Here is a 24,478-nt window from a genome sequence, read left to right on the forward strand (position 1 = left end):
ACCACCTTGCATCCTCTCAGGGTGTTGCCAAGGCCGGCGTAGCGAAGTCCTGGTGGGATCGGCGCTTGATTCTGCTGTTTCGTGTGGAGAAGGATGGCTCGCTCCAGCATGAGATTCTTCCACTGACTTCGAGGAATGAAGGTGTGGTTTTATGTCAGGAGTGGGGCTGAACGATCTTCAGAATTAGATTGATCCAAGCGAAAAACTCGGTGATGATCCTCACACTTCTTCTGCGTTCGCAACACCTGAGGCAGTTTCTCTCCTGGGCTCATTCCATACCTGTGCTGGCTCAGCTGATCAACCGATTCGCCACCAATGCGATTGCCCGTTCCACCACGGCACGGCCCAGACCGTTCAGCCTGTGGTCGCCGGTGAAGGCAGGGGATGGGGCGGATCAAGCACAGGATGGGGCGCCGCAGAGCTATGGGCCGATCTCGGAGTACACCTCCTGGCCAGCGCTCACGGACCGCACCTTTTCCGCCCGTCACCTAGCTCCAGCCAGCAAGGCTTCGATTCAGTCCTTGCCTCAGGATCTTCCCTACAACCGCGAAACGAAGCAGTGGGGATCGATCACCAGCCTGTTCGAGCGTCCCAGCAACGAGCTCGGTGAGGGGGTGATCCGCACCGATCGATCCTCGGTGTTGTTCCTGTTCTTTGCCCAGTGGTTCACCGACAGCGTGCTTCGGATTGATCCCAGGGATCGTCGCAAGAACACCTCCAACCACGATGTTGATCTCTGTCAGATCTATGGGCTCAGCGAGCAGGAGGCCCGTTGCCTGCGCAGCGGCAGCAAGGGCCGGCTGCGCTCACAGCTGATCGATGGCCAGGAGTTCCCGGATTATCTGGGCGAGCGCGATCAGGCTGGCGCTTGGCAGGTCAAGAAGATTTATCGGTGCGCTGGGGATCAAGCGGGCCATCCAGTTCCGGGGTGCGGCCTGCATCCCCACGGCAACACCGAATGGATGAAAGCATCGCTGCAGGGCAGCTTCGCGCCTGGCAGCCTCACGGAATCTGAGTTCGAGGGTCGGCTGGATCGCCTCTATGCAACCGGTTTGGAGCGGGGAAATTCCTCCGTGGGTTATGTGGCGCTGAGCCTGATCTTTCTGCGCGAGCACAACCGCCTGTGCACCGCCTTGGCTCAGGAGCCTGATTGCTCGGGCTGGGACGACGAGCGATTGTTTCAGACCGCGCGGATGATCAACATCTGCATCCTGCTGAAGTTAACCGTTGAGGATTACATCAACCACATTGCCGGCCACAAGCTTTTTCTGCTTGATCACACCTTTGCCGAACAGCAGAACTGGTACCGCACCAACTGGATTGCCCTGGAATTCGATCTCCTGTATCGCTGGCACGGGTTGGTGCCTGATCAACTCACGGTGAATGGCTCGAACGTCAGTGCCAACGAGTTCCGCTGGAACAATGCCCTGCTCGAGGAACTCGGCGTAGCCAGCCTGATCAACAATGCCTCAGCACAACCTGCGGGCAAAATCGGGCTGGGCAACAATCCGAGCTTCCTGATGGGATCGGAGTATCAAACCATCAAGATGGGCCGCGATTTCAGGCTGCAGAACTACAACGCTTACCGAGAACACTTCCAACTCTCTCCGCTCAAGGATTTCAGCGAGCTCACCAGCAACACCGATCTTGCCGATCGGCTTGCACACCTCTATGGATCCATCGATCAGCTGGAACTTGTGGTGGGCCTGTTTGCCGAAGAAGCGTCGCAGGGAGCCCTGTTTGGCCTGTTGATGCTGAAGATGGTGGCTTACGACGCCTTCACGCAGATCTATACCAATCCGCTGCTCTCAACACACATTCACACCCCCGAAACGCTCACGACCTATGGACTGGAGCAGATCGCGATCACCAAGACATTTGAGGATCTGGTGGCCCGCAATCTCCCTGTGGGCTCCGAGTTCCGCGCCACGCTTGGGGTGTCGGTTTAGTGCTGGGATCATGGCAAGAGCCATTGGGATGAAACCAGTGGATTGGACAGGATCGCGCCAAAACAAATCCGATGCTGCTCGCTTCGGTCGGTGGCGGCGGCGCTGAGGAGATTTCATCCCTGAGCCTAGATCGGCATCACGTTCTGCTGGATCTGGGGCCTGTGATCAGAACGTTGTTTTTGCCAGCCCGTAGCAACGGGGCAGGGGGCGGGGGACGGGTGTGGATTGGGTCGCAACGGCGTAATTGGTAACAAGATCGTTGGGGTTCCTGGCAGATCCCACACCGGGGAAAACTCCGAAACCGCCAACAATGGAACTGAAAGGGGGAGTTGGGTCAATGAATCCAAGGGCCCAAACCACAGAAACCTACCGGTCCACACCACCTCCCTCCGTTTCATACGAAAACACAGGATTCACTGCTGCCCCATTGTCTTGGTTGAATCCGTTGCCGTTTGCTTGAACAGGGAAGCCTGAAGAGTCCTGGACTGGTGAGGCAAAATCCCTAGCAATAACTGGGTCGCGCCAGCAAGGCAAATGCCCACGGTCGGCGGGAGTGGATAATAAAATAGGGGTCGAAGAAAGGCTGGTCTTAACGAACGTCACCTCAAATGAAGTTCCGCCAACGGTAACGCTTACGGCCGAAGCAGGCTTCAAAACGCTACCAAACCGAGACAAGCCCTCCCCGCAAGCGCGAGTCGATGAGCAATTCTGAACATATCAGCGCAGCTTACACCCATAGTCGTTACTTAGATTAGATGCATTTTTAGGCCTTAGATTGCTTCCTTGCCGTAGTCACGGCAACAAACGTCACATCCTCCCGGGCTGCTTCATCTGCTGAAGCAATGAATTGGATCCATTGCTTCTTTTTGATTCCGGCTTCGCGGCAGAGCAACACGTTCCAGTCGCCTCTGCTTTGGTTCAACACCGCCGGGTCTTGAACCGAGGCGCCCACTGCTACAAGGCAGAGTGGGCTTAGGCGACCTTCCGTCCCGTCTTCACCGCCCCCGACGAGCCCGTGACGATTCCCTACCTGGACTACCAGGCCACCACACCCTGCGACCCGGCGGTCGTGGAAATGATGGCGCCCTACTGGAGCACCCAGTTCGCCAACCCCTCCAGCCGAGTGCACCGTCCGGGGCTCGAGGCGGCGGCGGCGGTGGAGCGGGCCCGCGGCGTGCTGGCAGCCCAGCTGGCGGTGGCGCCGGAGCGGGTGGTGTTCACCAGCGGCGCCACAGAGGCAAACAACCTGGCGATCAAGGGGCTGGCGGAGGCGCGTCGGCACCGGGGCCGCCACCTGGTCACCCTGGCCACGGAGCACCGGGCCGTGCTCGACACCGTTCGCTATCTGGAAGGCCAGGGCTTCGATCTCACCGTTCTGCCGGTGCAGCCCGACGGCCTGCTCGACCTCGGCGCCCTGGTGGCCGCCCTTCGCCATGACACGATCCTGGTGAGCGTGATGGCCGCCAACAACGAGATCGGCGTGCTCCAACCCCTGGCGGCGATCGGCTCGCTCTGCCGCGCCAGCGGCATCGCTTTCCACTGCGACGCAGCTCAGGCCTTCGGGCACATCCCCCTGACCCCCGATGCCCTCGGCATCGATTTGCTCAGCCTGAGCGGCCACAAGATCTACGGCCCAAAAGGGATCGGCGCCCTTGTGATGGCTGAGGGGATCAGCCTGGCGCCCCAGCAACACGGCGGTGGCCAGGAAGGCGGCCTGCGGGCCGGCACCCTGGCGGTGCCCTTGATCGTCGGGCTGGCGGCGGCGACGGAGCTGGCGACGGCCGATCGCCAGGAGCGTGAGGCCCGGCTTGGTGCCCTGCGAGACCGGTTGCTAGCCGGCCTGCAGGCCCTCGGCGGGGTGGCGGTGAACGGCAGCGTCGAGCAGCGCCTGGCCCACAACCTCAACGTCCGCTTCGAGGGGGTGGAGGGCAGCCGGCTCCATGGCCAGTTGCGCCGTCAGCTGGCCGTGAGCGGCGGCTCCGCCTGCAGCGGTGGCAGCCCCTCCCACGTGCTGGCCGCCCTGGGCCTCAGCCGCGCCGAGGCGACCGCCTCGATCCGTTTCGGGCTGGGGCGCGGCACCTCCGCCGCCGAGATCGACCAGGCGATTGCGGCGGTGGCGGAGGCCGTGGCCACTGCCAGGTTCAGCCCGGCAACAGCACCGTGCTGAGCATTACGAAGCCCACCACTCCGACGATGGCCAGCAGGAACTGAGCCACCCGGCTGACCAGCATCCCCGCCACCACCGCCAGCCCCACCAGCAGCGAGCGCCGCAGCCGCAGCAGCCCGAGCGGTCCCAGGGAGGTGGGGGCGGTGATCAGCTCCCCCAACGAAGCGCCGGCCAGGGGGCCGAGCAGGGCCCCCATCAGTGGCCCCCCCACCGGCAGGGCCGGCAGCAGGCCCAGCAAGCCCACCAGCAGGCCGATGCCCGCGCCGATGTAGGCCCAGCGGGTGGCCTGCAACCGAGCCGCCCCAAGCACCAGGCCGAGGGCTTCGGCGCCCCAGCCGAGCAGCAGGATCAGTGCGGCCAGCCCCAGCTCCGGCCAGGCGCTGCTCCAGCCCACGGTCCACACCCACAGCCCCGCTCCGATCGGCAGGAAGATCAGCCCCGGCAGCACCGGAATCAACGTCCCGGGGATGGAGATGAGCTGGATGGCCAGGGCAGACCACCAGAGCAGGCTGCGGGGATCGACGGGGGGCAGGGACGTCATGGCAGGCGGCGCGCCAGACGCAGCTTGGCGGAGCGGCTGCGGGGATTGGCATCTTCTTCCTCGGGGGTGGCCACCAGGGGCTTGCGGGTGACCCGCTCCAGGCGGTCATCGGCCAGGAAGGCGGTTTTGACGCGCCGATCTTCGAGCGAGTGGAAGCTGATCACCGCCAGCAGCCCCCCCGCTGCCAGCCAGTCCGGCGCCCGCTCCAAGAGCCGCTCCAGGGCGGCCAGTTCGTCGTTGACGGCGATGCGCAAGGCCTGGAAGGTGCGGGTGGCCGGATGGATGCGGCCACGGCGGGCCTGGAGGGGATAGCAGCCCGCCACCAGGTAGGCGAGGGCGGCGGTGCCCCGCTCCGGCCCACGCCAGGGGCGCTGCTCCACGATCCGCCGCGCGATCCGGCGGGAGAGGCGCTCCTCGCCATGGGCGTAGATCAGATTGGCCAGCTCGGTTTCCTCGAGGCGATCAATCAGCTCGGCGGCGGTTTCACCGGTTGCGGGGTTCATCCGCATGTCCAGTGGTCCGTCGGCGCGGAAGCTGAAGCCCCGCTCGGGCCGGTCGAGCTGGGGGCTGCTCACGCCGAGATCGGCCAGCACCCCGAGCAGCGGAAGCGCCGCCTCGGCGGCCGTGAGCTGGGCTGCCGGCTCGAAGGCGGCGAAGTTGGTGGCCAGCAGGCGGGCCCGCCCCCCGAAGGGGGCCAACCGTTCGGCGGCGGCGGCCAGGGCGGTGGGGTCCTGGTCGAGGCCGATCAGGCGAAGGCCCGGGTTGTCCTGCAGCAACAGGGCACTGTGGCCGCCGCCGCCCACGGTGGCATCGATCAGCAGCCCGCCGCCCATCGCTGCAAAAGCCTGGCGCAGCGGCTCCTGCAGAACCGGATGGTGATCGAACGACTGAACCATGGGTTCCTTCCTAAGATCCGGCCAATCCTTCCCCTGCCGCCCGGCGCCATGACGCAGCTCGAAACCCGCACCGAGCCAATGGTGGTCAACTTCGGCCCCCATCACCCCTCGATGCACGGGGTGCTGCGGCTGGTGGTGACCCTCGACGGCGAGGACGTGGTGGACTGCGAGCCGGTGATCGGGTACCTCCACCGTGGCATGGAGAAGATCGCCGAAAACCGCACGAACGTGATGTTCGTGCCCTATGTGAGCCGCTGGGACTATGCCGCCGGCATGTTCAACGAGGCGATCACGGTGAACGCCCCCGAGAAGCTGGCCGACATCCCCGTGCCGAAGCGGGCCAGCTACATCCGGGTGCTGATGCTGGAACTCAACCGCATCGCCAACCACCTGCTCTGGCTTGGCCCCTTCTTGGCGGACGTGGGCGCCCAGACGCCGTTCTTCTACATCTTCCGCGAACGGGAGATGATCTACGACCTCTGGGAAGCGGCCACCGGCCAGCGGCTGATCAACAACAACTACTTTCGCATCGGCGGGGTGGCCGCAGATCTGCCCTACGGCTGGCTGGAGAAATGCCTCGATTTCTGCGACTACTTTGGCCCGAAGATTGATGAGTATGAAAAGCTGATCACCAACAACCCGATCTTCAAGAAGCGGATTCAGGGCCTTGGCGTGATCAGCCGCGAAATGGCCATCAATTGGAGTCTCTCGGGGCCGATGCTGCGCGCTTCCGGGGTGCCCTGGGACCTGCGCAAGGTGGATCATTACGAGTGCTATGACGATTTCGAGTGGGAGGTGGCCACCGCCAGCGAGGGTGATTGCTACGCGCGCTACCGGGTGCGGATCGAGGAAATGCGTCAGTCTTTGAAGATTCTCAAGCAGGCGGCCAAGGCCATCCCCGGTGGCCCCACCGAGAGCCTGGAAGCCAAGCGAATGCTGGAAGGCAAAGGTGGCGAATCCTCTGGCTTCGACTATCAGTACATCGCCAAGAAGGTGGCCCCCACCTTCAAGATTCCTGGAGGTGAGCTCTACGCCAGGCTGGAATCCGGCAAAGGGGAACTGGGCGTGTTCATCATCGGCAACGACGACGTAACCCCCTGGCGCTGGAAGATCCGCGCCGCGGACTTCAACAACCTGCAGATCCTGCCCCACATCCTCACCGGCGCCAAAGTGGCCGACATCATGGCGATCCTCGGTTCGATCGATGTGATCATGGGATCGGTGGATCGCTGAGCGCTCTCCGCAGCCGTGAAAGGGGGCATGGTCGGCGCCAGCGCTGGCTCGATCAGCTTCGCCGGTGCGCCATTGCCTTGCCTGCGGGACTCACGGGCTACCTCTGGCTGAAAGGTTGGCATTCCGCCCTGCCAGGCCTGAGCTGTCCCCTGCGGGCACTCACCGGGATCCCGTGCCCCACCTGCTTCCTCACCCGGGCCACGGCTGCGGCCCTGAATGGCCGGTTTGGTGAGTCGGTGGAGCTGCATGCCTTCGGGCCGATCGCCGCCGCCGCCCTGCTGGCGTGGTCGGTGCAGGCCCTGTGGACCCGGCGGCTGCTGCCGGAGGCGTTGAAGGGAAGCCACCTGGTTCTGGTGGCCGGGCTGCTGCTGCTCTACTGGGCTGGGCGGATGGGCCTCACCTATGGGGTCGGCATCGCCGCCTTTCCGCACATCTAGAACCTGCCGAGCACAGGCTCACGCGTGGGTCATCAAGTATTGACCATTTCCGTTGTATTCGCCATCGCAGCTGGCAAAGATCGTTCCGAGTAACAGGAGATAGAATCGCCACATGCGCCGAAACTTTGCATAGTCCATGCCATAGTCCAAATGGCTGACCACATCCTGTGAGGCATCAAACCGATTCAGCCAGGTGGTGAGAGTCTGGTGGTAGTTGGTTCCATTCATGTACCAGCGTTGAATGGTTTTCAAGTCTTGGTTGTGGCTGGGCACAGCATCATGATTCCAGTAGCGGCCGTGGGGAAAAATATACTTGTGCGTGAAGCCTGAGGACATATTATTTGGAATTCGAACGGTGATGATATGAATCAACACTTTCCCCTGGGGCTGCAGCAATGACGCTAACTTCCTGAAGGCCTGAGTCAGATTGCCGACATGGCAGAAGACCCCCACGGAAATGATTTTGGAGAACGTTTCCGGGAACTCCACGTCATTGATGTCACCCTCAACCAGGGTGAACCTTCCTGAGCTCAAAGAACTGCTCGGATCCTTCATCTTCCCCCGCATGTAGGCACATTGTTGTCGGCTCAGGTTGACCCCTGTGCAGCGCAGGTTGGGAAACTTGGAAAGGATGTAATTGGGAACGCAGCCCCACCCGCAGCCAAAGTCGAGGAGATTATCGCCATCCACAATGCCCAGCCGTTCGATCATCTGATCAATCATGTGCCGCTGCGATTCCTCCAGATCTCTGGCGCCATTCTCCCAGTAACCCATGCTGTACTTCGGATAGATGGGCTCCCAATCGCCCAGCATGCGATTCAGCATCTCCTGGGGGCGATCATACTGAATGTCCATCAACTCCCTGGATGATTCCGCGATCTGATCGGATTCCTCCAGCACCCATTCGTAGGGTGCCAGCAGACCAGGAAAGCGGCGAAACAGCATCGGCATCGTGGCGTGGACCATCCCCCGGAAGAGGGAGTCCGGGATTTCAAGGCCGTTGATGTAGGCCTCCGCCATGGCCATCTGGGCCTGGTTGAAGGCGCCTGCCATCAGACGGGTGCTTCTGTAGGATAGGAAGTTGCTTGTTTTATGGCCTCGGGGTTCGGCCGAAATCGCCTGGAGGTCTCCAGATGGTGAAGCTGCCTGGAGGTTTCCAGAGGGATCAACAATCGATTGTGCCATCACCAAATGCCTCAAGAGCAGGAATGGAAGACCGAGCTCTGCGGGGAAAGCCGGAGTTGTGCTGAGTTGTGCGGATGAATCCGAGTCCCCTCCCTGCCCCCGCCGATGCCGTTCAAGGCCCATTCAAAGCTTTGCTTTCAAAACGCGCTCTGACCAGCAGGTCAGGAAACCGACACCTGTTTTCATCATCAGGCCAGCCATCATCAGCCAGGAGGATTGCTGTCCCCCTGCCGACCACCCGGACCCGATCCTTCAATTCAGCCACTCCAGCAGCGACGATCCGAGGGGCTGGGGCCCGCGCAGGATACCGGGATTGATATCGGGCATGTCAATGAGGGTGGCCGGCCAGCCGATCAGATGGGGGGTCCAGGACCAGGGGGTCTTCGAGGGTTTGCTCAGCCCCGGGGAGGGGGATCGGACAGGGTCAGCCTCAAGCCAGTGACCAGGTCAAATCTTGGCCCGAATCAAGCCTTTGGCGTAAGCGGCATTCTGCACATAGAAGGTGCTGACAGGAACCGCCACCAAGGCACCCAGACCACAGGTGAACAGGGTGATCAGCGCGACCATCAACCAGACCAGAAGCTGAAGGCCCACGAAGGAGCGTCCCGCGGGGCTTCGATACACGACCTGAAATGAGGAGGAGAAGGCCTCCAGCACGGTGGCCTCCGTGTTGAAGATCTTGTTCACGTAGATCGGGCCCGTCAGGGCGACCGCCAGGCCAGGCAGCACACAGAGCAACAAGCCGATGCCCGTGGCCAGGGAGAACAGGACGCCGGCCAGCAGATAGCGCCAGGGCCGCTTCAGCAGCACGGCAAAGGCCTGCCTCAGGGTGATGATCTCACCGGTGGCGTAATGCATCGCAGGCACGGCGATCAGCAGAACCCCGACAAGGCTGGAGAGGATCGTGAAGGGCACCTGGCCGATCTGGCCGAGCAACAGCCCCACCGCGGCGGCAGTGTCAGGGTCGGTGCCGCCGGCCGCGGCAAGGCCGAGCATGGACAGGAGGAGATGGACAACGGCGCCGATGGCGGCGATGGCGATCGAGGCCACCCAGATCAACAGAATGGCCGGGAAATGGGCCAGGAACGCCGACCAGGCCTTGTTGAGGGTGGGAGGGCCAGGGGCAATCCGATCATCCATTGACCCCGGAGCAAACGAATTGAAATCTACCGGATGTTGTCTGTTCACCAGCGCCAAACGAACCAGGGTGCGGAAGAGGGCCCGATTCGATGAAGAAGAGGTAAGAAGTTCGGTGTTCGGATTGACGGGAGGTTTTGCACGACACGGAACACGACGACTGACACGACAATGGGCGCCTTGATCCACTGCCGATGCTCAGCGTGCCGACCGACGCTCCGCTTGACTGAGACAACCCCTCGACCCTGGCGACACCTTGAGCGACGCCACACCCTGGCTGATGCTGCAACGCACCGTTCGCTTCGGTGACACCGACGCCGCCGGGGTGATGCACTTTCACCAGTTGCTGCGCTGGTGCCATGAGGCCTATGAGGAAAGCCTGGAGCTGTTCGGAATTCCTGCCACCGTGTTGTTCCCCACGCCCAACGGCAGTGTGGCTGTAGCGCTGCCGATCATCCATTGCAGCGCAGATTTCCTGAGGCCCCTGGTCTGCGGTGACAGCCTGTCTGTGCGGTTGTCGCCCCTGCGTCTCGACCCGGGGCGTTTTGAGGTGAGCTACGCCTTCCAGCGCGGCACCGGCGACAGTCAGGAGGTGGCCCGGGGCCTCACCCGCCACCTGGCGATCGACACCGGCAGCCGTCGCCGCTGCCCGCTGCCGGCCCCGATCGAGCGCTGGCTGCAGCAGTCCGGTTTGCCGGCGGTGGTTGGAGCGTCCGCTGGCCAGGCCTGAGGTCTGCTTCGGTTCAGTCGCCCAGGTTGTTGCGGTGATCGAGCCGATCCAGCCAGGTCCGCCAGCGGCCCAGCTCCCATTTGCCCAGGGCATTGCGCTCCAGCTCCGGGCAGGCGATCCAGCGCAGCGGCCGCTGGGCCGGGGGCAGCCGGCGGGCGGCTTCCATCAGCAGCTGGAGCGGCGGCTCGGCGATGCCGTCGGCTCGGTAGAGGGCCACCAGCCGCTGACCCCACTCCGCATCGGCCACAGGCAGCAGCAGCAGCTCGCTCAAATGGAGCCCAGCGCGGCTAAGCCATGGCCTGAGCTGTTGCACCACCTGGTCAGGGAACACCGTTTCGCCACCGCTTTGGATCGCGCCATCCAGCCGGCCCAGCACCTGCAGCCCAGCCGGATTAAGGCGGCCGGCGTCGCCGCTGCGCCACCAGCCGTCCGGGCCTCCCAGCGGTTGCAGCCCGGAACCGTCGTCGCTCAGCCAGCCCGGGCTGAGGCGGGTTGAGCGCACCTCAATGGCGCCGGTGGCATCAAGGCGAAGCTCCACATCGGCCAGGACATGGCCGCAACCCTGCCGGCCGGCGAGGAACGCCGGCGGGGGCAGGGCCGCCACCATCGCCGCGGTTTCCGTGGCTCCGTAGCAGGGGGAGAGTCGGATTCCCTCCACCCTGGCGGCTGCCGCCAGGGCTGGGGCCAGGCCAGAGCCTCCCACCCAGATCACCGCGAAGCCCCGCAGCCACGCCACGCCGGCTGGATCGGCCATCAGGCGTTGGAGCTGGGTGGGCACCAGCGAGAGCAGGGCCCGCCGATCCGGCGGCAGGATCACCCGGGCCGCCAGGGCACCGGGTTGACGCATCAGCTCCGCCGAGAGCCCGTGCAGCGGCACGCCCCAGAGGCGGCTGCGCACCAGGGGCAGCAGCCCGCTGACATGGTGCAGCGGCAAGGGGTTCACCAGCACCGTCCCGGCAGGATCGATCCCGACGGCGCGCAGCCAGGCCCCGGTCGCTTCGGCCGACTGGCGCAGGTGCTCCAGGGGCTGGAGGCACCAGCGCCGCCCGCCGCCGCTGCCGCCGCTGCCGATCAGCACGGCGGGGCCCCAATGGCGCAAGGGTTCCATGTCCACGGGCAGGGCTTTCGCCAGGGCGTCGCGTTCCTCGGGCCTTGCCAGGGCCACCACGGCCCCCTCGCCCCAGAGCCGCTCCAGTTCGACGGCCTGCTCCGCGGCTGTCATGCCGCCTCCCACGCAATCTCGGGATTCAAGCTGCTCAACGGGGCTTCGGGCGTCCAGCCTGGGGCCAGGCCCGGGGCCGCGGGGGTGGGGCCTTGGGCCTGCAGCGCCGCCAGGTGGTGGAGCCAGCGGCGGCCGATGCCGGTTTCGAAGGCCGTGCTGAGCATCAGCCGTGGTGTGCCGGCCTGGAGCAGGGCCAGCAGCGGCCGTGGATCGCCCTCCAGGGCCGGCCGCCGCACCTGCCAGCCGGGCCAGCTCTGGCGCAGGGCGGGGGATTGGCGCAGGGACTCATCGAGCGCCACTGGCAGCCGTGCCGCCAGTGCCTCCAAGCCGGCCTGATCCTCGGGAGCAAGCGGCTGCTCCAGCCACCCCAGGCGCAACTCGTCCGCCAGCCGATCGCCCCAGGCGGTGGCGGTGGCCCGGCTCCAGCCACCGTTGGCATCGAGCCGGAGGCGGGCCTGGGTTGGGAGCAGAAGCAGCACCTCCTCCAGCACCCTGCGCTCGAGGGCGTCGTCGAGGGAGGCCACCTTCCACTTGGCGGTGAATGGGTTGACGCTGAACGGCCCTGCGCTGGCCAGGGCCGCCTCCATCGCCGTGATCGCGGTTGGTCCCGGTGGCAGCAACACCGCCGAGGACGGTGCTGGCAGCCAGCCGCCGGCACGGGCGCCCACCAGGCCATCGGCCTCCCCCAGAGCCATGCCGAGCGCGAAACCCAGCTCCGGCAGCAAGGCCGGCAGCATCGCCTCCAGCGCCTGACGAGGCAGGGTGCTGCCGAGGGCCTCGATCGCTGCAGCCAGTTCCCCCAGCCGCTCCTGCTCCAGGGCGGCCCGGACCGGTAACGGCGCCGCCTCCCCCCAGCCGAGGGCACCCTCCCATTCCAGCCGCAGCAGCCAGCCGCGCTTTTCAGCGATGGTGCCCTGGGCGGTGACGAGCAGCCGCGCCAGTGGCAGCCGGAAGGGCCGCCAGGCCAGCCTCACCAGCGGCTCAGCCATGGCCCCACCGCCAGCCCGCAGGCCAGGCCCAATCCGTTGAGGGCCTGGAACTTCAGGGCCAGGAACTTGCTGCCGGTGATCCGCTCGGGATCGTGGTGATGGTCGCGGAGCAACTGGATCAAGGCGCGGGCCGGCGGCAGGCCAACCGCCCCCAGCAGGGCGGTGAGCGGCCAGCGGCCCAGCAGCACCGGCGCCCACTGGAAGGCAACGGTGAGCGCCACGAACCAGGGCACCAAGGCCGCCGCCCCTGCCGTGCCCAGCCGCACCACCGGCGAGCGCTTGCCATGGGCTTCGTCTTCTTCCACCTGGTGGAAATGGGAGCAGAACAACACCAGGCTGGTGGCGACCGCCGGGCCGCTGCCCAGCAGCAGCGCCGCCCGCCAGGGGATCCCCCCGGCCTGCCCGGCGCCAGCCGGCGCCAGCGCCAGCAGGGCGGCGGCGGTGGCCAGGGGGCCGAAGGCCAGCCAGCAGAGCGGTTCCCCCAGGCCTCGGTAGCCCAGCCGCAGCGGCGGACCCTGGTAGGCGTAGCCGATGCCGCAGCAGGCCAGTACCAGGGCCAGCACCGCCGGGCTGCTACGGGCCGCCACCAAGCTGATCAGGGCCAAGCCCGCCAGCAGACAGCCGTTGGCCAGAAGCGCCACCCGGTCGCGGCGGCCGGTGAGGTTCACCACCGAGTGGGGCTTGCCGTCGCGGTCGACACCAGTATCGGCATCAAAGACATCGTTGGCGAGGTTTTCCCAGGCCAGCAACAACACGGCCGCCACCAGGAAACCAACCAGCTGGTCCCAGCGCGGTGGCTGCCCCTGCCCGATCCACCAGCCGGCCGCCAGCAGCACCGGCATCACCGCCACTGAGTACATCGGCCACTTAATCGCCGCCCTCCAAAGCTGCCGCTGGGCCGGAGCCAGGGTGGCGTAACGGCTTGCGACGACCTGGGGGTCGGACATGGGCAGAGCGGGCGGTGACATGGGGAGGCCCCATACATTTGAGCAGCCTTCGCTTCCGGCCCAAGCCTCCGGCATGGTTTCCCCCTCCTTCAGCGAGCTTCTGACCGCCGCCGCCCAGGCCGAGCGGCAGCTGGAGGAGGAGGGCGTGCTCAGCCTGGCCTTGCCCCTGGGTGATCCCGCTGCGCAGCAACAGCTCGACCCCCTGACCCTGCTGCCCCGGCTCGGTGCTGGTCAGCGCTTCCGCTTTCTCTGGGATGGGGCGCCGGGTCTGTGCCTGGCAGCCACTGGCGCCACCAACAGCCTGGAGCTGAGCGGGCCGCGCCGCTTCGAGCTGGCCCAGCGCTTCAGCGCCGTGAGCCTCAGCCGCCTGGTGTCGGAGCCCCAGGGCTGCCCGCCCCTGGGGAGGCCCCGCATCCTGCTGGCCTTCTCCTTTTTCGACAGCCCCCTGCAGGAGGGCACGGGCGTGCCGGGGGTGCAGGCGGTGCTGCCCCGCTGGCAGCTGAGTCGCCAGGGGCGCCACTGCTGGCTGCGGCTGCAGCGCACCCTCGGGGGGGCGTTCACGGCCCGGGCGGTGGCGGAGGAGTTGTGGGAGCAGGCCCGGGCCCTCGAGCAACCCGACGCCAGCTCCGGGATCGAGCCGGCCCGGCAGCGAGGTCCGAGCATCGCCAGCCGCTCCCGCTGGGAACCTGGCTACCGCCAGGCCGTGCAACGGGCGCTGGAGCTGATCGAAGGCGGTTCCCTGCGCAAGCTGGTGCTGGCCGTCAGGCAGCAGCTGCAGCTGGACCGGGCCCTCGACCCGCTCGACCTGCTCGGCCATCTGCGGGTGCACCAGCCGGGCAGCTGCCGGTTCCTTTGGCAGCAACGGGCCGGCGAGGCCCTGATCGGCGCCTCGCCGGAGCGGTTGCTGGCGGTGCGCCAGGGCCAGCTGCGCAGCGATGCCCTGGCCGGCACTGCCCCGCTCGGGGAGCCGGCCGAGGGGCTCACCGCCTCAGTCAAGGACCGCCATGAACACGCGCTGGTGGTCGAAACAATCGCCCGGGTGCTGGCCGAGGCCGGGTTGGCGCCGCGCCGTCCCCGCCATCCGCGCCTGGCTCGGCACGGCCAGCTGGTGCACCTGCACACCCCGATCACGGCGGCCCTGGGGGGGCAGCACCCTCTCGCCCTGGCGGCGGCGCTCCATCCCACCCCCGCAGTGGCGGGGTTGCCACGCCGCGAGGCGATGGCCTGGCTGCGCAGCCTGGAGGTGTTCGAGCGGGGCCATTACGCCGCCCCGATCGGCTGGATCGACAGCGCCGGTGACGCCGAGTTGCGGGTGGCGATCCGCAGCGGCCGCCTCAAGGGCGACCAGCTGGAGCTCACCGCCGGCGCCGGCCTGGTGCGGGGCTCCCATCCGGAGCGGGAGTTGCAGGAGGTGGCCCTGAAGCTGGGGGTGCTGCAACAGCAGCTCAACCTGCCGCTCAGCCCCTCAGCAAACGCTCCATGGTGAGGTCGGCCAGGGGAATGCCCCCCAGCCGCTCGATCTCCCGAACGCCGGTGGGGCTGGTCACGTTGATCTCGCTGAGGCGGCCATCGATCACATCGATGCCCACGAAGAACAGGCCGGCCTCCTGAAGGGCGGGGGCCAGCTCGGCGCAGATCACCCGCTCGACGGCCGTTAGCTCGCTGGCTTCCGGCGCGCCGCCCACGGCCAGGTTGCTTCGGAATTCTCCAGGAGCTGGCTTTCGGTTCACCGCGCCGAGCGGTTCGCCATCCACCAGCAGGATGCGCTTGTCGCCTGCGGTGACGGCCGGCAGGAACGCCTGCACCATCACCGGCAGCTGCTGCTGGTTGGTGACCAGTTCCAGCAGGGCCCGCAACCCCGGCGCGGCGGCATCGGTGCGCACCACCCCCTGGCCGGCGCGACCGCCCAGGGGCTTGAGCACCACGGCGCCGTGCAGGGCCGTGAAGGTGGCCAGTTGCTCCACGTTGCTGGCCACCAGGGTGGGCGCCATCAGGTGGCTGAAGCGGAGGGAACCCAGCTTTTCGTTCCAGGCCAGCAGCGAGGCCGGCTTGTTGAGCACCCGCACCCCCTGGCGCTCGGCCAGCTCCAGCAGCAAGGTGGCATAGAGAAAGGCCTCATCCACGGGCGGGTCCTTGCGCATCCACACCCGCGGGAAGTGCTTCAGGGGCAGCAGATGCGACTCACCCAGCTCCAGCCACGGCTCGGGCACCCGCCAACCGGACGGTGTGGGCTGGATGTCGGCGAGGGTGACAGGCTGGGCGCGCACCAAGGCGACAGGCCCTCTCTCCGGGGCAGACGACGACTGGCCCGCGACGGAGAGATCGGCCGGGGTGGCCACCCACACCTGTTGACCGGCCCGCTGGGCGGCCTGCATCAGGGCCACGCTGGAATCCTTGGCCGGCCGCAGCCGCTGGATCGGATCCACGATGAAGAGCTGGGACTCGAGGGCCTCGGCGGAGCCAACCGCCACCGTCAGGCTCCCTGCAGCAGGGCGTCGAGCCGGCCGGCGCGCTCCAGGCCGTGGAGCTCATCGCAACCGCCGATGGCCAGATTATCGACAAAAATCTGGGGAACGCTGGTGCGGCCCCCCGCCCGCTCGCTCATCGCGGCACGCGCCGCATTGTCGCCATCGATGGCGTACTCCTCGTAGCTCACCCCCTTGCGGTCGAGCAGGGCCTTGGCGCGGATGCAGAAGGGGCAGAAACGCCAGGTATAGATCTCGACCTTCGCCGCGGTGTTGGCTGCCATCCCGCCGGTGCCTTGCAATCCATTCATCCTAGAAGCGGCCCGGCAACGGGCCCACTGGTAGCGTCGATCCCACTGATTCCGCCCCACCGGTGCTCGATCTCACCGACTTCAAACGCGACCTCTCCGAGCTCACCGACCGCCTGGGCCATGCCCAGGACTGTCTTTGACGTACCGGCCCTGAACGCCCGCCAGCAGGACCTGGAACAGCTGGCCTCCCAGAGCGGCTTCTGGGACAACCAGCAATGCGCGCAGAAACAGATGCGCCAGCTTGATGAGGTGAAGGCCCAGCTGGAACAACTGGGGGGCTGGCGGCAGGCGATTGAGGATGGCCAGGCCACCCTGGAGCTCTACGGCCTCGACCCCGACGAAGACCTGCTGGCCGAAGCCAACGACGGCCTGCAGAAGCTCAAGGCCGCCCTCGACCGCTGGGAGCTGGAACGGCTTCTGAGCGGCATCTACGACAAGGAGGGTGCCGTGATCTCGATCAACGCCGGCGCCGGCGGCACCGACGCCCAGGACTGGGCTCTGATGCTGATGCGAATGTATACCCGCTGGGCCGAGGACCACGGCATGAAGGTGTCCGTGGATGAACTCTCGGAAGGGGAGGAGGCGGGCATCAAGAGCTGCACGATCGAGATCGACGGCCGCTACGCCTACGGCTACCTGCGCAACGAGAAGGGCACCCACCGGCTGGTGCGCATCTCGCCGTTCAACGCCAACGACAAGCGCCAGACCAGCTTCGCCGGCGTCGAGGTGATGCCCAAGCTCGACGAAGACGTCAAGCTCGACATCCCCGACAAGGACCTGGAGATCACCACGTCCCGCTCCGGCGGCGCCGGCGGCCAGAACGTCAACAAGGTGGAAACGGCAGTGCGCATCCTGCACGTGCCCACCGGCCTGGCGGTTCGCTGCACCCAGGAGCGCTCCCAGCTCCAGAACAAGGAGAAGGCGATGGCGCTGCTGATGGCCAAGCTGATGGTGATCGCCCAGGAGCAGCGGGCCTCCGAGATCGCTGACATCCGCGGCGACATGGTGGAGGCCGCCTGGGGCAACCAGATCCGCAATTACGTGTTCCACCCTTACCAGATGGTGAAGGATCTGCGCACGGCCGTGGAAACCACCGACGTGCAGGGGGTGATGGACGGCGACCTCGACCCGTTCATCCAGGCCCTGCTGCGCCAGGGTGTGGAGATCGCCGCCGATGGGGCCGCCTGAGCCCTGACCACTCCCTGATGACTGACAGCAGCAGCCCCATTGATCAAGGCAGCGCCACGGCCACTGAGCCTGCGGCCAGCCCGCCGCCCAGCTTCACGAAGCTGGCGATGCGCAACATGGTGCGCAAGGGCCGCCAGAGCCTGGTTCACTTTGGCCTCACCGCCGTGGGTTTCAGCGTGGTGCTCTTTGTGCTGGCCTGGTTCGGCCGACCGAGCCTGCCCCAATGAGCGCGCCGGTTCTCGATCTGTCCTTCACGGTGGAAGGGAGCCTGCACCCCTCCCTGCTGGGCGAAGCGGCGGCCTATGGCGATCCCCTCGCCGGGGTGGCTCTCTGGGAGGCGATTCTCAGCCGTTGGTTGATGGAGGTGGCCTCCGAGATGCCGGCCTCCCTGCGGGCGCCGTCCTACAGCCTGGGTCTCAATCTCTGCGGCGATGCCGAGATCGCCGTGTTGAATGCCGATTGGCGGCAGATTGAGGGGCCCACCGACGTGTTGGCCTTCGCCGCTGGTGACGACGGCATCGATGGGGCTCCGCCGATGCCGAGGCCCCATCCGAACGCCGACGGGCCGGGGGATGGTGATGAGGGAGAACCCCTGGAGCTGGGCGACATCGTGATCTCGTTGGAGACGGCCGCGCGTCAGGCCGCGGCGGCGGGCCTGGGCCTGGAGCGGGAGCTCACCTGGCTGGCCAGCCATGGCCTGCTTCACCTGCTGGGCTGGGATCACCCGACGGAGGCCCGCCTGGAGGCGATGCTGGCCCGCCAGGAGCAGCTGCTGACCTGTGCGCACTGACGGACAATCAGGGCAGGACCGGAAACCGGCGGTAATCTCGGACGCAGGCTCGAAAGCAAGTCCGAATGACATCGCTTTCCCCGTCCAATCCCGTCCCCTTGGCCAACGACATCCGCCCCCGGGGGCGTCGCGGCGGTTCCTGGCGCGTGGCCGGCGACCTTCCCCTCAGCCTTCGCTATGCGGCCCAGGGCCTGGCTCACGGCTTTCTCACCCAACGCAATTTCCGCATCCATGCTGTCGTGGGTGTGCTCGTGTTCAGCCTGGGGATATGGCTGCGTCTGAGCCCCGACCGCCTGGCGGTGCTGGTTCTCACCGTTGCCGCCGTGCTGGTGTTGGAGCTGATCAACACGGCGATCGAGTCGGTGGTGGATCTGGCCATCGGCCGCCGCTTCCACCCCTTGGCACGCATCGCCAAGGACTGCGCGGCGGCGGCGGTGCTGGTGGCCGCCCTCGCCTCGTTGGCGATTGCCCTTCTCCTGCTTCTGCCGCCGCTGCTGGTGGCGCTGGGCCTTTGATGGGCAGGCCCACGCCCTGATCGATGCTGCTTGTTCTCGACAACTACGACAGCTTCACCTTCAACCTGGTGCAATACCTGGGTGAACTGGCGGCTGAGCATCCGCTGGCGGCTGAGCTGCGGGTGATCCGCAACGACGAGCTCAGCCTCGATCAGATCCGCGACCTTGCTCCCGCCGCCATCCTGATTTCGCCGGGGCCCGGCGATCCCGACCAGGCCGGGGTCTGCCTGGAGGTGCTGCGGGAGCTGGGCCCGGCGGTGCCGATCCTGGGCGTTTGCCTCGGCCATCAGTGCCTGGCCCAGGTGTTTGGCGGCCGGGTGGTGCGGGCGGCAGAGCTGATGCATGGCAAGACCTCGCCGGTGCTGCATGGCGGTGAAGGGGTCTTCGCCGGGCTGCCCAGTCCCCTCACCGCCACCCGCTACCACAGCCTGATCGCCGAGAGGGAGAGCCTGCCTGCCTGCCTGGAGATCACCGCCTGGCTTGCCGACGGCACGATCATGGGCCTGCGTCACCGCCACCACCCCCTCCTGCAGGGGGTGCAGTTCCATCCCGAAAGCGTGCTCACCGAAGGCGGCCATCACCTGCTGGCCAATTTTCTCGACCAGGCGGAGCGCTGCTAGGTTCGCGCCAATCCAGGCGCCGGCAGGGCGCAACCGCGCCCATGGCCCACGACGCCAAGCCTTCGGCACCCTCCAGACCCCTTGCGAAGGTCGCCGCGGTGGGCACCATCGCCGCCTTGATCACCGGCCTGGGGCTGGCCAGTCCGGGCGCCGGCCAGGCCAGCGGTGGCGTCACGATCACCAGCTACGGCCACGGGGCGCTGCTGATCCAGGGCGGTGGGGCCACGGTGCTGCTGAATCCGTTCAAGGCGGTGGCCTGTGCCGCCGGGCTGGCAGAGCCTCGGGTGAAGGCCGATGTGGTGTTGGCCAGCAGTCGTCTGCCCGATGAGGGGGCGGCGGTGGCCAATGGCCGCCTGCTGGTCACACCGGGGTCCTACCGGGTGGCCGGGTTGAGCCTGGAGGGCGTGTCCGTTCCCCACGACCGCTTTGGCGGCCGTCGCTTCGGCCAGGCCACGGCGTGGCGCTGGAAGCAAGGCGGCCTTGAGTTCGCCCACCTCGGCGGCACGGCAGCCAGCCTGCGGCCGGAAGATCGGGTGCTGTTCGGCCGGCCCGACGTGCTGGTGATCGGCGTGGGTGGCGGCGCCAAGGTGTACACCGGAGCCGAGGCTGCTGCGGTGGTGAAGGAGCTTCAGCCGCGCCGGGTGATCCCGGTGCAATACGTGAGCGGCAAGGCTCCGGCCCAGTGTGACCAGGGCAGCGTCCAACCGTTCCTCGATGCGATGGCAGGCACTCCGGTGCAGCGTCCCGGCCGCACGCTCAGCCTGGGCGCCCCGTTGAGTGATGCCACCTCGATCCAGGTGCTGCGGTGATCCGCAACCGCTGGTCGGAAGCTGACGCCGCTGCCGCCATCGCCCACTACGGCGCCCAGGGCATCGGCGAAGACCTGGCCCTGCGCACCTACTCGGCCCGCCTGCTCGGCGCCGACCCGGAGTTGGTGCTGCACGGTGGCGGCAACACCTCGGTGAAAACCACCGTCACCGGCCTGCTGGGCGAGACGATCCCGGTGCTGTGCGTGAAGGGCTCCGGCTGGGACCTGGCCACGATCGAGCCGCCGGGCCACCCGGCGGTGCGGCTTGAACCCCTGCGCGCCCTGCGGGCCCTGGCCGCCCTCAGCGACGAGGACATGGTTGCGGCCCAGCGCCAGAACCTGATCGATCCGGTCGCCCCCAACCCGTCGGTGGAGGCGCTGCTGCATGCCTTTTTGCCCCACACCTTCGTCGACCACACCCACGCGATCGCCCTGCTGGCCCTGGCCGACCAGCCCGATGGGGCGGCGGTCTGCCGCGAGGTGTATGGCGATCGGGTGGTGCTGGTGCCCTACGTGATGCCCGGCTTCGCTCTGGCGCTGGCGGCGGCGGCGGCCTACGAGGAGGCTGAGGCCCGTGCCCGTGCCGCCGGCGTGGAGCTCGAAGGCATGGTGCTGCTGCAGCACGGCCTGTTCTCCTTCGGCGCCACGGCGAGGCAGAGCTACGGACGGATGATTGCGCTGGTGCGGCAGGCCGAGGAACGCATTCACCAGGCGCACAGCGCCAAACCCCAGAGCCAACCAGCGCCGGTGCCGGAGCCCGCCGATGGGGCGGCGGTGTTGCTGCCGGTGCTGCGCGGTGCACTGGGCCGGGCCGCCGAGGCGGAAGGGGCCCCGGCCCGCTGGTTGCTGGCGCTGCGCGGCACCCCCTTGGCGCTCTCGGTGGTGAACGATCCCCGCCTGGCCGACTGGGCCCGCCGCGGCGTCGCCACACCGGATCATGTGATCCGCACCAAGGCGTTCCCGCTGGTGCTGCCCGCCGATCCAGGAGCTGCCCAGATCGAGCAGGCCCTGGCCGCCTACATCGAGCGCTACAAGGACTGTTTCAGCCGTCAGAACGCCCGCGCCGGCGGCGTCAAAAAGCCACTCGATCCGCTGCCACGCCTGGTGGCGATCCCGGGTCTGGGCCTGGTCGGCATCGGCAAATCCGCCGCCGATGCGGCGGTGGTGGCGGATGTGGCCGAGGCCTGGGCCCAGACCCTGCTGGCCGCGGAAGCCGTGGGCCGCTTCGCGCCGGTGAACGAGGCCGACACCTTTGACATGGAGTACTGGAGCCTGGAGCAGGCCAAGCTCGGCAAGGGCAGCGAGAAGCCCCTGGCCCGCCAGGTGGTGCTGGTCACCGGTGGGGCGGGGGCGATCGGTGCCGCCACCGCCCGCGCCTTCGCCGCCCAGGGGGCCGTGGTGGTGGTGCTGGATCTCGATCCGGTTGCGGCCGTCGCCACCGCCGAAGCGATCGCAGCTGGCGGTGGCGACGGCGCCCTGGGGATTGGCTGTGACCTGACCGATCCCAGCGCGGTGCGGCAGGCCTTCGCGGCGGCGTGCGCCCACTTCGGCGGCCTCGACATCGTGGTGAGCAATGCCGGCGCCGCCTGGACCGGCGCCATCGCCGATCTGCCCGACGCCGACCTGCGGGCCAGCTTCGAGCTCAACCTCTTCGCCCACCAGGCCGTGGCCCAGGCGGCGGTGGCCGCGTTCCGCGCCCAGGGCTTCGGTGGCCAGCTGCTGTTCAACGTGAGCAAGCAGGCCCTCAACCCCGGCCCCGGCTTCGGCGCCTACGGCATCGCCAAGGCTGCCTTGCTGGCCCTGATGCGCCAGTACGCCCTCGAGGGGGGCTGCGAGGGCATCCGCGCCAATGGGATCAATGCCGATCGCATCCGCTCCGGCCTGCTTGACGACGCCATGATCCGGCAACGTTCCGCGGCCCGTGGCGTCAGTGAGGCCACCTACATGGGCGGCAACCTGCTGGGTCAGGAAGTGCGCGCGGCCGATGTGGCCGACGCCTTCGTGGCCCTGGCCCGGATGGAGCGCACCACTGGCGCGTTGCTGACGGTGGATGGGGGGAATGTGGCGGCGATGGTGCGATAGGGGCGTTGACCGGCAGGCCAAAACTGACCAAAACGAAACGGGGGCCGTGGGACCAACCTCCACAGCGCCCCAGGCAGCCTCGACCCAGGCGGCTGTTCGGATCGAGGGCCCTTTGACTCTGATGACTTTGACTCTGGTGATTTTACCTCCGACATCGATCTCCTGATCACCGCCGAAGAGGCCTGGCTGTCCTCCCACAACAGCTTCGAGCGGCTCGACTCCCAGGGCGCGCGGTGCCGGCGGCAAGGACTGGATGACCCATGGGATCGGGCATGCTCAACGGGAGGGGCGACTGCCGCAGGGTTCTCCCTGCAGTCGACTGAACGTCCCCCGCTTCGGAGGACAACCCGGTAGCAAACCAGAACGGGGTGATTAGTCCTCCTCCAGCAGGGAGGCGTGGAGCACATCCATGGCGGTCTGCACGATCGAGGTTTCCAGCTCTTCCAGCTTGAACGCGTACGCCAGGCTGGAGAGGATGTTGCGTTCGTCGGGCTCCAGCGGCCCATCCGATCGCATGATTTCGGTGGCCACTGCGTAGGCGGTGTGGCATTGCCGCGGACTGAGTGCCGTGGCCGCTTCCAGCATCAGGTGCTGGGGCCCCTGGGCGCGCAGATCGGCGAGAACGGAGTCCATCAATTGCACCATCTCAGTATCACTGAGCTTGGAGAAAGGAGGCCTGTAATCCAGGGCATGGCGCAGGGCACGTGATCCAGCGGGCGTGAGCACTCCGTCCCAGGAGACGGCGGCAAGCGCCACGGCGATGAACGCCCGGGTTGGATCCATGGGCGACGGCGGAGTCGCTGGAACCCCGGTGGGAGGAAGCGTGGAGGCCATGGCGCCAAGGGGGAAGCAGAGGATCGGGTAGACCGTGAGGCCCGGGGGAAGAAGGGCCACTGAGAGCCATTGAGGGCCATTGATACTTCTAGAGTCCTCTTAGGCACAGAGCAGTAACGAACGAGACGTTCTGCCGTCCGCAAGCTGACACCCATGGGCATCGCCAGGTCTTGGGCTGTTGCAGGTTCCGCCGCTTAAGGTTGGCCCCGCTGATTCTTGGTTTCCAATCGTGGGGTTCGGTTCTTTCGATCGAATCCCCACGCCTTCGGCCCCCGGCAGCGCTCTGCCTCGAGGCGCGGCCATCTTCCCTTCGCCGAACGAAATGACCTGGTCTGGCTGGAGCAGTTGCCGATCGCAGTGGCGGTGATTCACTGCGAGCAGGTGTCGCTTGAATCCAACGATTGTCTGTGCAAGGAAGATCGATTTCCAATGAATGAAGCCGGTGATCGGATTTGAACCGACGACCTACTGATTACGAATCAGTTGCTCTACCCCTGAGCTACACCGGCATCCCTTGGAAACTAGCATCGAGCCTTGCTGTGCCCGTACCGATGCCTCCCTCCTCTCCCAGGCCCCTTGACCCTGAGCTGAGGGCCCGGTTGCTGGAGGAGGCCCGCACCCCCTGGCGCGGGCTGCGGCGGGCGGCGTGGTTGGCCTTCACCGCCTCCGCCTTGATCGGACTGGCCACCATGGCGATGCGGCTGGCGGCGGGGGGTGAACTGGCCTCAGGGGATCTGCTCATCCAGAGCGGTGCCCTGCTGCTCTTCGGTCTGCTGCTCTGGCGGGATCATTGAGGGATCGTCCCCCGCCCCATGGCGGTCTGCAGGGGCTTGAGGAAGAACGAGCGGATCGGGCAACAGCAGCGGCAGCCCCAGCGAGAGTCGCTCGCTGCCAGGACCATCAGCTCCGAAACCCCGTTCGGCAGCTGCCACGACAAACGCTTCGGGGCGGCTCAGCAGCCAGATGGACTGCCAGAGCTGCTCCCACTGCCACAGGCACAGCGCCAGCAGGGGCACCGTGATCAGAAGACCCGCGAGCCGTGAGCTCCCTCCGAGCGGCGAGAGGGCAGTGGCCAGCCCGGCGTAGTCGTCCATCAGCCAGACGATCGGGAGCAGAAGAAGGGCGCCCGCCCCGCCCGCCAGCTTCACCGCCAGCGGGGATTGCAGGACGTTCAGGCGGCGTTGCAGCTCCCGGCGGCCCCGCCCCGGGATCTGCACCAGCAGCAGGGACCAAACATCGGGTGGACGGCGCCAGAAGAAGACGGCGGGCAGCAGGCCACCGAGGGCCCAGCAGAGCAGCCGCTCCAGTCCGGGGAGCCGACCAGGATCCGCTCCCGCCAGCAGCAGGAAGGCCAGCAGCAGTTCGGCCGGAAGCGCCGCCAGCCCCAGCAGCTGCACCCAGAGCAGAGGCTCGCCGCGGGGGTTCACGGCGC

General features: G+C 66.9%; 25 protein-coding genes and 1 tRNA gene. 14 read left to right on the plus strand and 12 right to left on the minus strand.

Going from position 1 to position 24,478, the window contains the following annotated elements:
* The first annotated feature begins 281 nt into the window (after positions 1–281).
* Both KBY66_RS00530 and KBY66_RS00535 read left to right on the plus strand, forming a co-directional pair.
* The gene (locus KBY66_RS00530) at positions 282–1,949 is read left to right on the plus strand and encodes a peroxidase family protein (RefSeq protein WP_255087125.1); all 1,668 of its coding nucleotides are present in this window, start codon (positions 282–284) and stop codon (positions 1,947–1,949) included.
* A 1,015-nt stretch (positions 1,950–2,964) separates the two neighbouring features.
* The gene (locus tag KBY66_RS00535) at positions 2,965–4,116 is read left to right on the plus strand and encodes a cysteine desulfurase family protein (RefSeq protein ID WP_255087126.1); all 1,152 of its coding nucleotides are present in this window, start codon (positions 2,965–2,967) and stop codon (positions 4,114–4,116) included.
* On the opposite strand, the gene KBY66_RS00540 is transcribed toward KBY66_RS00535, so the two are convergent.
* Positions 4,091–4,657 carry a DUF456 family protein gene (locus KBY66_RS00540; protein WP_255087127.1) on the minus strand — a complete coding sequence of 189 codons (567 nt, stop codon included), beginning with the start codon at positions 4,655–4,657 and terminating at the stop codon, positions 4,091–4,093. The genes KBY66_RS00535 and KBY66_RS00540 overlap by 26 nt on opposite strands.
* Positions 4,654–5,553, minus strand: a complete 900-nt coding sequence (gene rsmH, locus KBY66_RS00545; RefSeq protein ID WP_255087128.1) for a 16S rRNA (cytosine(1402)-N(4))-methyltransferase RsmH — start codon at positions 5,551–5,553, stop codon at positions 4,654–4,656. The genes KBY66_RS00540 and rsmH overlap by 4 nt, the downstream gene beginning before the upstream one ends.
* Before the next feature lie 48 nt (positions 5,554–5,601).
* Between rsmH and KBY66_RS00550 the strand changes: the two genes are divergently transcribed.
* Together KBY66_RS00550 and KBY66_RS00555 are read left to right on the plus strand one after the other, a co-directional pair.
* Complete coding sequence (locus KBY66_RS00550) at positions 5,602–6,786, plus strand: NAD(P)H-quinone oxidoreductase subunit H (RefSeq protein WP_255087129.1); 1,185 nt, start codon at positions 5,602–5,604, stop codon at positions 6,784–6,786.
* 77 nt (positions 6,787–6,863) lie between these two features.
* The gene (locus KBY66_RS00555; RefSeq protein WP_255087130.1) at positions 6,864–7,223 is read left to right on the plus strand and encodes a DUF2752 domain-containing protein; all 360 of its coding nucleotides are present in this window, start codon (positions 6,864–6,866) and stop codon (positions 7,221–7,223) included.
* Between the two features lie 18 nt (positions 7,224–7,241).
* Here KBY66_RS00555 and KBY66_RS00560 read toward each other — a convergent pair whose 3' ends face one another.
* Entirely contained in the window at positions 7,242–8,408 is a 1,167-nt protein-coding gene (locus KBY66_RS00560) for an SAM-dependent methyltransferase (protein WP_255087131.1), read from the minus strand.
* Between the two features lie 447 nt (positions 8,409–8,855).
* A complete protein-coding gene (locus KBY66_RS00565) occupies positions 8,856–9,548 on the minus strand; it encodes a hypothetical protein (protein ID WP_255087132.1) in 693 nt (230 codons plus the stop codon).
* Positions 9,549–9,825: 277 nt separating this feature from the next.
* On the opposite strand from KBY66_RS00565, the gene KBY66_RS00570 reads away from it, so the two are divergent.
* A complete protein-coding gene (locus tag KBY66_RS00570; RefSeq protein ID WP_255087400.1) occupies positions 9,826–10,275 on the plus strand; it encodes an acyl-CoA thioesterase in 450 nt (149 codons plus the stop codon).
* 13 nt (positions 10,276–10,288) lie between these two features.
* Here KBY66_RS00570 and KBY66_RS00575 read toward each other — a convergent pair whose 3' ends face one another.
* From KBY66_RS00575 to menA, 3 genes are read right to left on the minus strand one after another with little or no spacing between them, the layout of a single operon-like run.
* Positions 10,289–11,497: an AMP-binding protein gene (locus KBY66_RS00575; protein WP_255087133.1), complete on the minus strand. Its 1,209-nt coding sequence runs from the start codon at positions 11,495–11,497 to the stop codon at positions 10,289–10,291.
* Positions 11,494–12,486: an o-succinylbenzoate synthase gene (locus KBY66_RS00580; RefSeq protein WP_255087134.1), complete on the minus strand. Its 993-nt coding sequence runs from the start codon at positions 12,484–12,486 to the stop codon at positions 11,494–11,496. The genes KBY66_RS00575 and KBY66_RS00580 overlap by 4 nt, the downstream gene beginning before the upstream one ends.
* The gene (gene menA, locus KBY66_RS00585) at positions 12,468–13,433 is read right to left on the minus strand and encodes a 2-carboxy-1,4-naphthoquinone phytyltransferase (protein ID WP_255087401.1); all 966 of its coding nucleotides are present in this window, start codon (positions 13,431–13,433) and stop codon (positions 12,468–12,470) included. Before menA ends, KBY66_RS00580 begins: the two co-directional genes overlap by 19 nt.
* Positions 13,434–13,506: 73 nt before the next feature.
* On the opposite strand from menA, the gene KBY66_RS00590 reads away from it, so the two are divergent.
* Positions 13,507–14,919 carry an isochorismate synthase MenF gene (locus KBY66_RS00590; protein WP_255087135.1) on the plus strand — a complete coding sequence of 471 codons (1,413 nt, stop codon included), beginning with the start codon at positions 13,507–13,509 and terminating at the stop codon, positions 14,917–14,919.
* On the opposite strand, the gene gshB is transcribed toward KBY66_RS00590, so the two are convergent.
* Complete coding sequence (gene gshB / locus KBY66_RS00595; protein WP_399224613.1) at positions 14,891–15,910, minus strand: glutathione synthase; 1,020 nt, start codon at positions 15,908–15,910, stop codon at positions 14,891–14,893. The two genes, KBY66_RS00590 and gshB, sit on opposite strands and share 29 nt — an antisense overlap.
* Positions 15,907–16,182 (minus strand): glutaredoxin 3, encoded by a 276-nt coding sequence (grxC, locus tag KBY66_RS00600; RefSeq protein ID WP_255087137.1) that lies wholly within the window; start codon positions 16,180–16,182, stop codon positions 15,907–15,909. The genes gshB and grxC overlap by 4 nt, the downstream gene beginning before the upstream one ends.
* 89 nt (positions 16,183–16,271) lie before the next feature.
* On the opposite strand from grxC, the gene prfB reads away from it, so the two are divergent.
* The 7 genes from prfB to KBY66_RS00635 all read left to right on the plus strand — a co-directional run bounded on the left by prfB (position 16,272) and on the right by KBY66_RS00635 (position 22,212).
* Positions 16,272–17,397 (plus strand): peptide chain release factor 2 gene (prfB, locus tag KBY66_RS00605; protein WP_255087138.1). Its coding sequence is split into 2 segments (ribosomal slippage): positions 16,272–16,346 and positions 16,348–17,397, totalling 1,125 coding nucleotides; the frame shifts between segments, so codons are not numbered across the junction.
* Positions 17,398–17,414: 17 nt separating this feature from the next.
* A complete protein-coding gene (locus tag KBY66_RS00610) occupies positions 17,415–17,624 on the plus strand; it encodes a DUF3285 domain-containing protein (protein ID WP_255087139.1) in 210 nt (69 codons plus the stop codon).
* A complete protein-coding gene (gene ybeY / locus KBY66_RS00615; RefSeq protein ID WP_255087140.1) occupies positions 17,621–18,187 on the plus strand; it encodes an rRNA maturation RNase YbeY in 567 nt (188 codons plus the stop codon). The genes KBY66_RS00610 and ybeY overlap by 4 nt, the downstream gene beginning before the upstream one ends.
* Positions 18,188–18,252: 65 nt before the next feature.
* Positions 18,253–18,702, plus strand: coding sequence for a diacylglycerol kinase family protein (locus tag KBY66_RS00620; protein ID WP_255087141.1), 450 nt, complete (start codon positions 18,253–18,255; stop codon positions 18,700–18,702).
* A gap of 23 nt (positions 18,703–18,725) precedes the next feature.
* Positions 18,726–19,322 (plus strand): anthranilate synthase component II, encoded by a 597-nt coding sequence (locus KBY66_RS00625; RefSeq protein WP_255087142.1) that lies wholly within the window; start codon positions 18,726–18,728, stop codon positions 19,320–19,322.
* A gap of 41 nt (positions 19,323–19,363) precedes the next feature.
* Positions 19,364–20,131, plus strand: coding sequence for an MBL fold metallo-hydrolase (locus KBY66_RS00630; RefSeq protein WP_255087143.1), 768 nt, complete (start codon positions 19,364–19,366; stop codon positions 20,129–20,131).
* Positions 20,128–22,212: a bifunctional aldolase/short-chain dehydrogenase gene (locus KBY66_RS00635; RefSeq protein ID WP_255087144.1), complete on the plus strand. Its 2,085-nt coding sequence runs from the start codon at positions 20,128–20,130 to the stop codon at positions 22,210–22,212. Before KBY66_RS00630 ends, KBY66_RS00635 begins: the two co-directional genes overlap by 4 nt.
* Positions 22,213–22,584: 372 nt before the next feature.
* Here the strand turns inward: KBY66_RS00635 and KBY66_RS00640 are convergent, their stop codons facing one another.
* Positions 22,585–23,106 carry a tellurite resistance TerB family protein gene (locus KBY66_RS00640; RefSeq protein WP_255087145.1) on the minus strand — a complete coding sequence of 174 codons (522 nt, stop codon included), beginning with the start codon at positions 23,104–23,106 and terminating at the stop codon, positions 22,585–22,587.
* 377 nt (positions 23,107–23,483) lie between these two features.
* Positions 23,484–23,555: transfer RNA gene (locus KBY66_RS00645), tRNA-Thr, on the minus strand.
* 42 nt (positions 23,556–23,597) lie between these two features.
* Between KBY66_RS00645 and KBY66_RS00650 the strand changes: the two genes are divergently transcribed.
* Complete coding sequence (locus KBY66_RS00650; RefSeq protein WP_255087146.1) at positions 23,598–23,840, plus strand: DUF3493 domain-containing protein; 243 nt, start codon at positions 23,598–23,600, stop codon at positions 23,838–23,840.
* On the opposite strand, the gene KBY66_RS00655 is transcribed toward KBY66_RS00650, so the two are convergent.
* Complete coding sequence (locus KBY66_RS00655; RefSeq protein WP_255087147.1) at positions 23,772–24,473, minus strand: low-complexity tail membrane protein; 702 nt, start codon at positions 24,471–24,473, stop codon at positions 23,772–23,774. The two genes, KBY66_RS00650 and KBY66_RS00655, sit on opposite strands and share 69 nt — an antisense overlap.
* Positions 24,474–24,478 lie beyond the last annotated feature (5 nt).

Source organism: Synechococcus sp. Tobar12-5m-g, assembly GCF_024345415.1.
Taxonomy (GTDB): domain Bacteria; phylum Cyanobacteriota; class Cyanobacteriia; order PCC-6307; family Cyanobiaceae; genus Regnicoccus.

Bases quoted from the DNA above. Each gene is read 5' to 3' on its own strand.
- KBY66_RS00550 (WP_255087129.1), top strand. From the start codon at position 5,602: ATGACGCAGCTCGAAACCCGCACCGAGCCAATGGTGGTCAACTTCGGC.
- KBY66_RS00575 (WP_255087133.1), bottom strand. From the start codon at position 11,497: ATGACAGCCGCGGAGCAGGCCGTCGAACTGGAGCGGCTCTGGGGCGAG.
- KBY66_RS00630 (WP_255087143.1), top strand. From the start codon at position 19,364: ATGGCCCACGACGCCAAGCCTTCGGCACCCTCCAGACCCCTTGCGAAG.
- KBY66_RS00590 (WP_255087135.1), top strand. From the start codon at position 13,507: ATGGTTTCCCCCTCCTTCAGCGAGCTTCTGACCGCCGCCGCCCAGGCC.
- grxC (WP_255087137.1), bottom strand. From the start codon at position 16,182: ATGGCAGCCAACACCGCGGCGAAGGTCGAGATCTATACCTGGCGTTTC.
- KBY66_RS00565 (WP_255087132.1), bottom strand. From the start codon at position 9,548: ATGGATGATCGGATTGCCCCTGGCCCTCCCACCCTCAACAAGGCCTGG.
- KBY66_RS00625 (WP_255087142.1), top strand. From the start codon at position 18,726: ATGCTGCTTGTTCTCGACAACTACGACAGCTTCACCTTCAACCTGGTG.
- KBY66_RS00610 (WP_255087139.1), top strand. From the start codon at position 17,415: ATGACTGACAGCAGCAGCCCCATTGATCAAGGCAGCGCCACGGCCACT.
- KBY66_RS00620 (WP_255087141.1), top strand. From the start codon at position 18,253: ATGACATCGCTTTCCCCGTCCAATCCCGTCCCCTTGGCCAACGACATC.
- KBY66_RS00560 (WP_255087131.1), bottom strand. From the start codon at position 8,408: ATGGCACAATCGATTGTTGATCCCTCTGGAAACCTCCAGGCAGCTTCA.
- ybeY (WP_255087140.1), top strand. From the start codon at position 17,621: ATGAGCGCGCCGGTTCTCGATCTGTCCTTCACGGTGGAAGGGAGCCTG.
- KBY66_RS00540 (WP_255087127.1), bottom strand. From the start codon at position 4,657: ATGACGTCCCTGCCCCCCGTCGATCCCCGCAGCCTGCTCTGGTGGTCT.
- KBY66_RS00570 (WP_255087400.1), top strand. From the start codon at position 9,826: ATGCTGCAACGCACCGTTCGCTTCGGTGACACCGACGCCGCCGGGGTG.
- KBY66_RS00650 (WP_255087146.1), top strand. From the start codon at position 23,598: ATGCCTCCCTCCTCTCCCAGGCCCCTTGACCCTGAGCTGAGGGCCCGG.
- rsmH (WP_255087128.1), bottom strand. From the start codon at position 5,553: ATGGTTCAGTCGTTCGATCACCATCCGGTTCTGCAGGAGCCGCTGCGC.
- KBY66_RS00580 (WP_255087134.1), bottom strand. From the start codon at position 12,486: ATGGCTGAGCCGCTGGTGAGGCTGGCCTGGCGGCCCTTCCGGCTGCCA.
- menA (WP_255087401.1), bottom strand. From the start codon at position 13,433: ATGTCCGACCCCCAGGTCGTCGCAAGCCGTTACGCCACCCTGGCTCCG.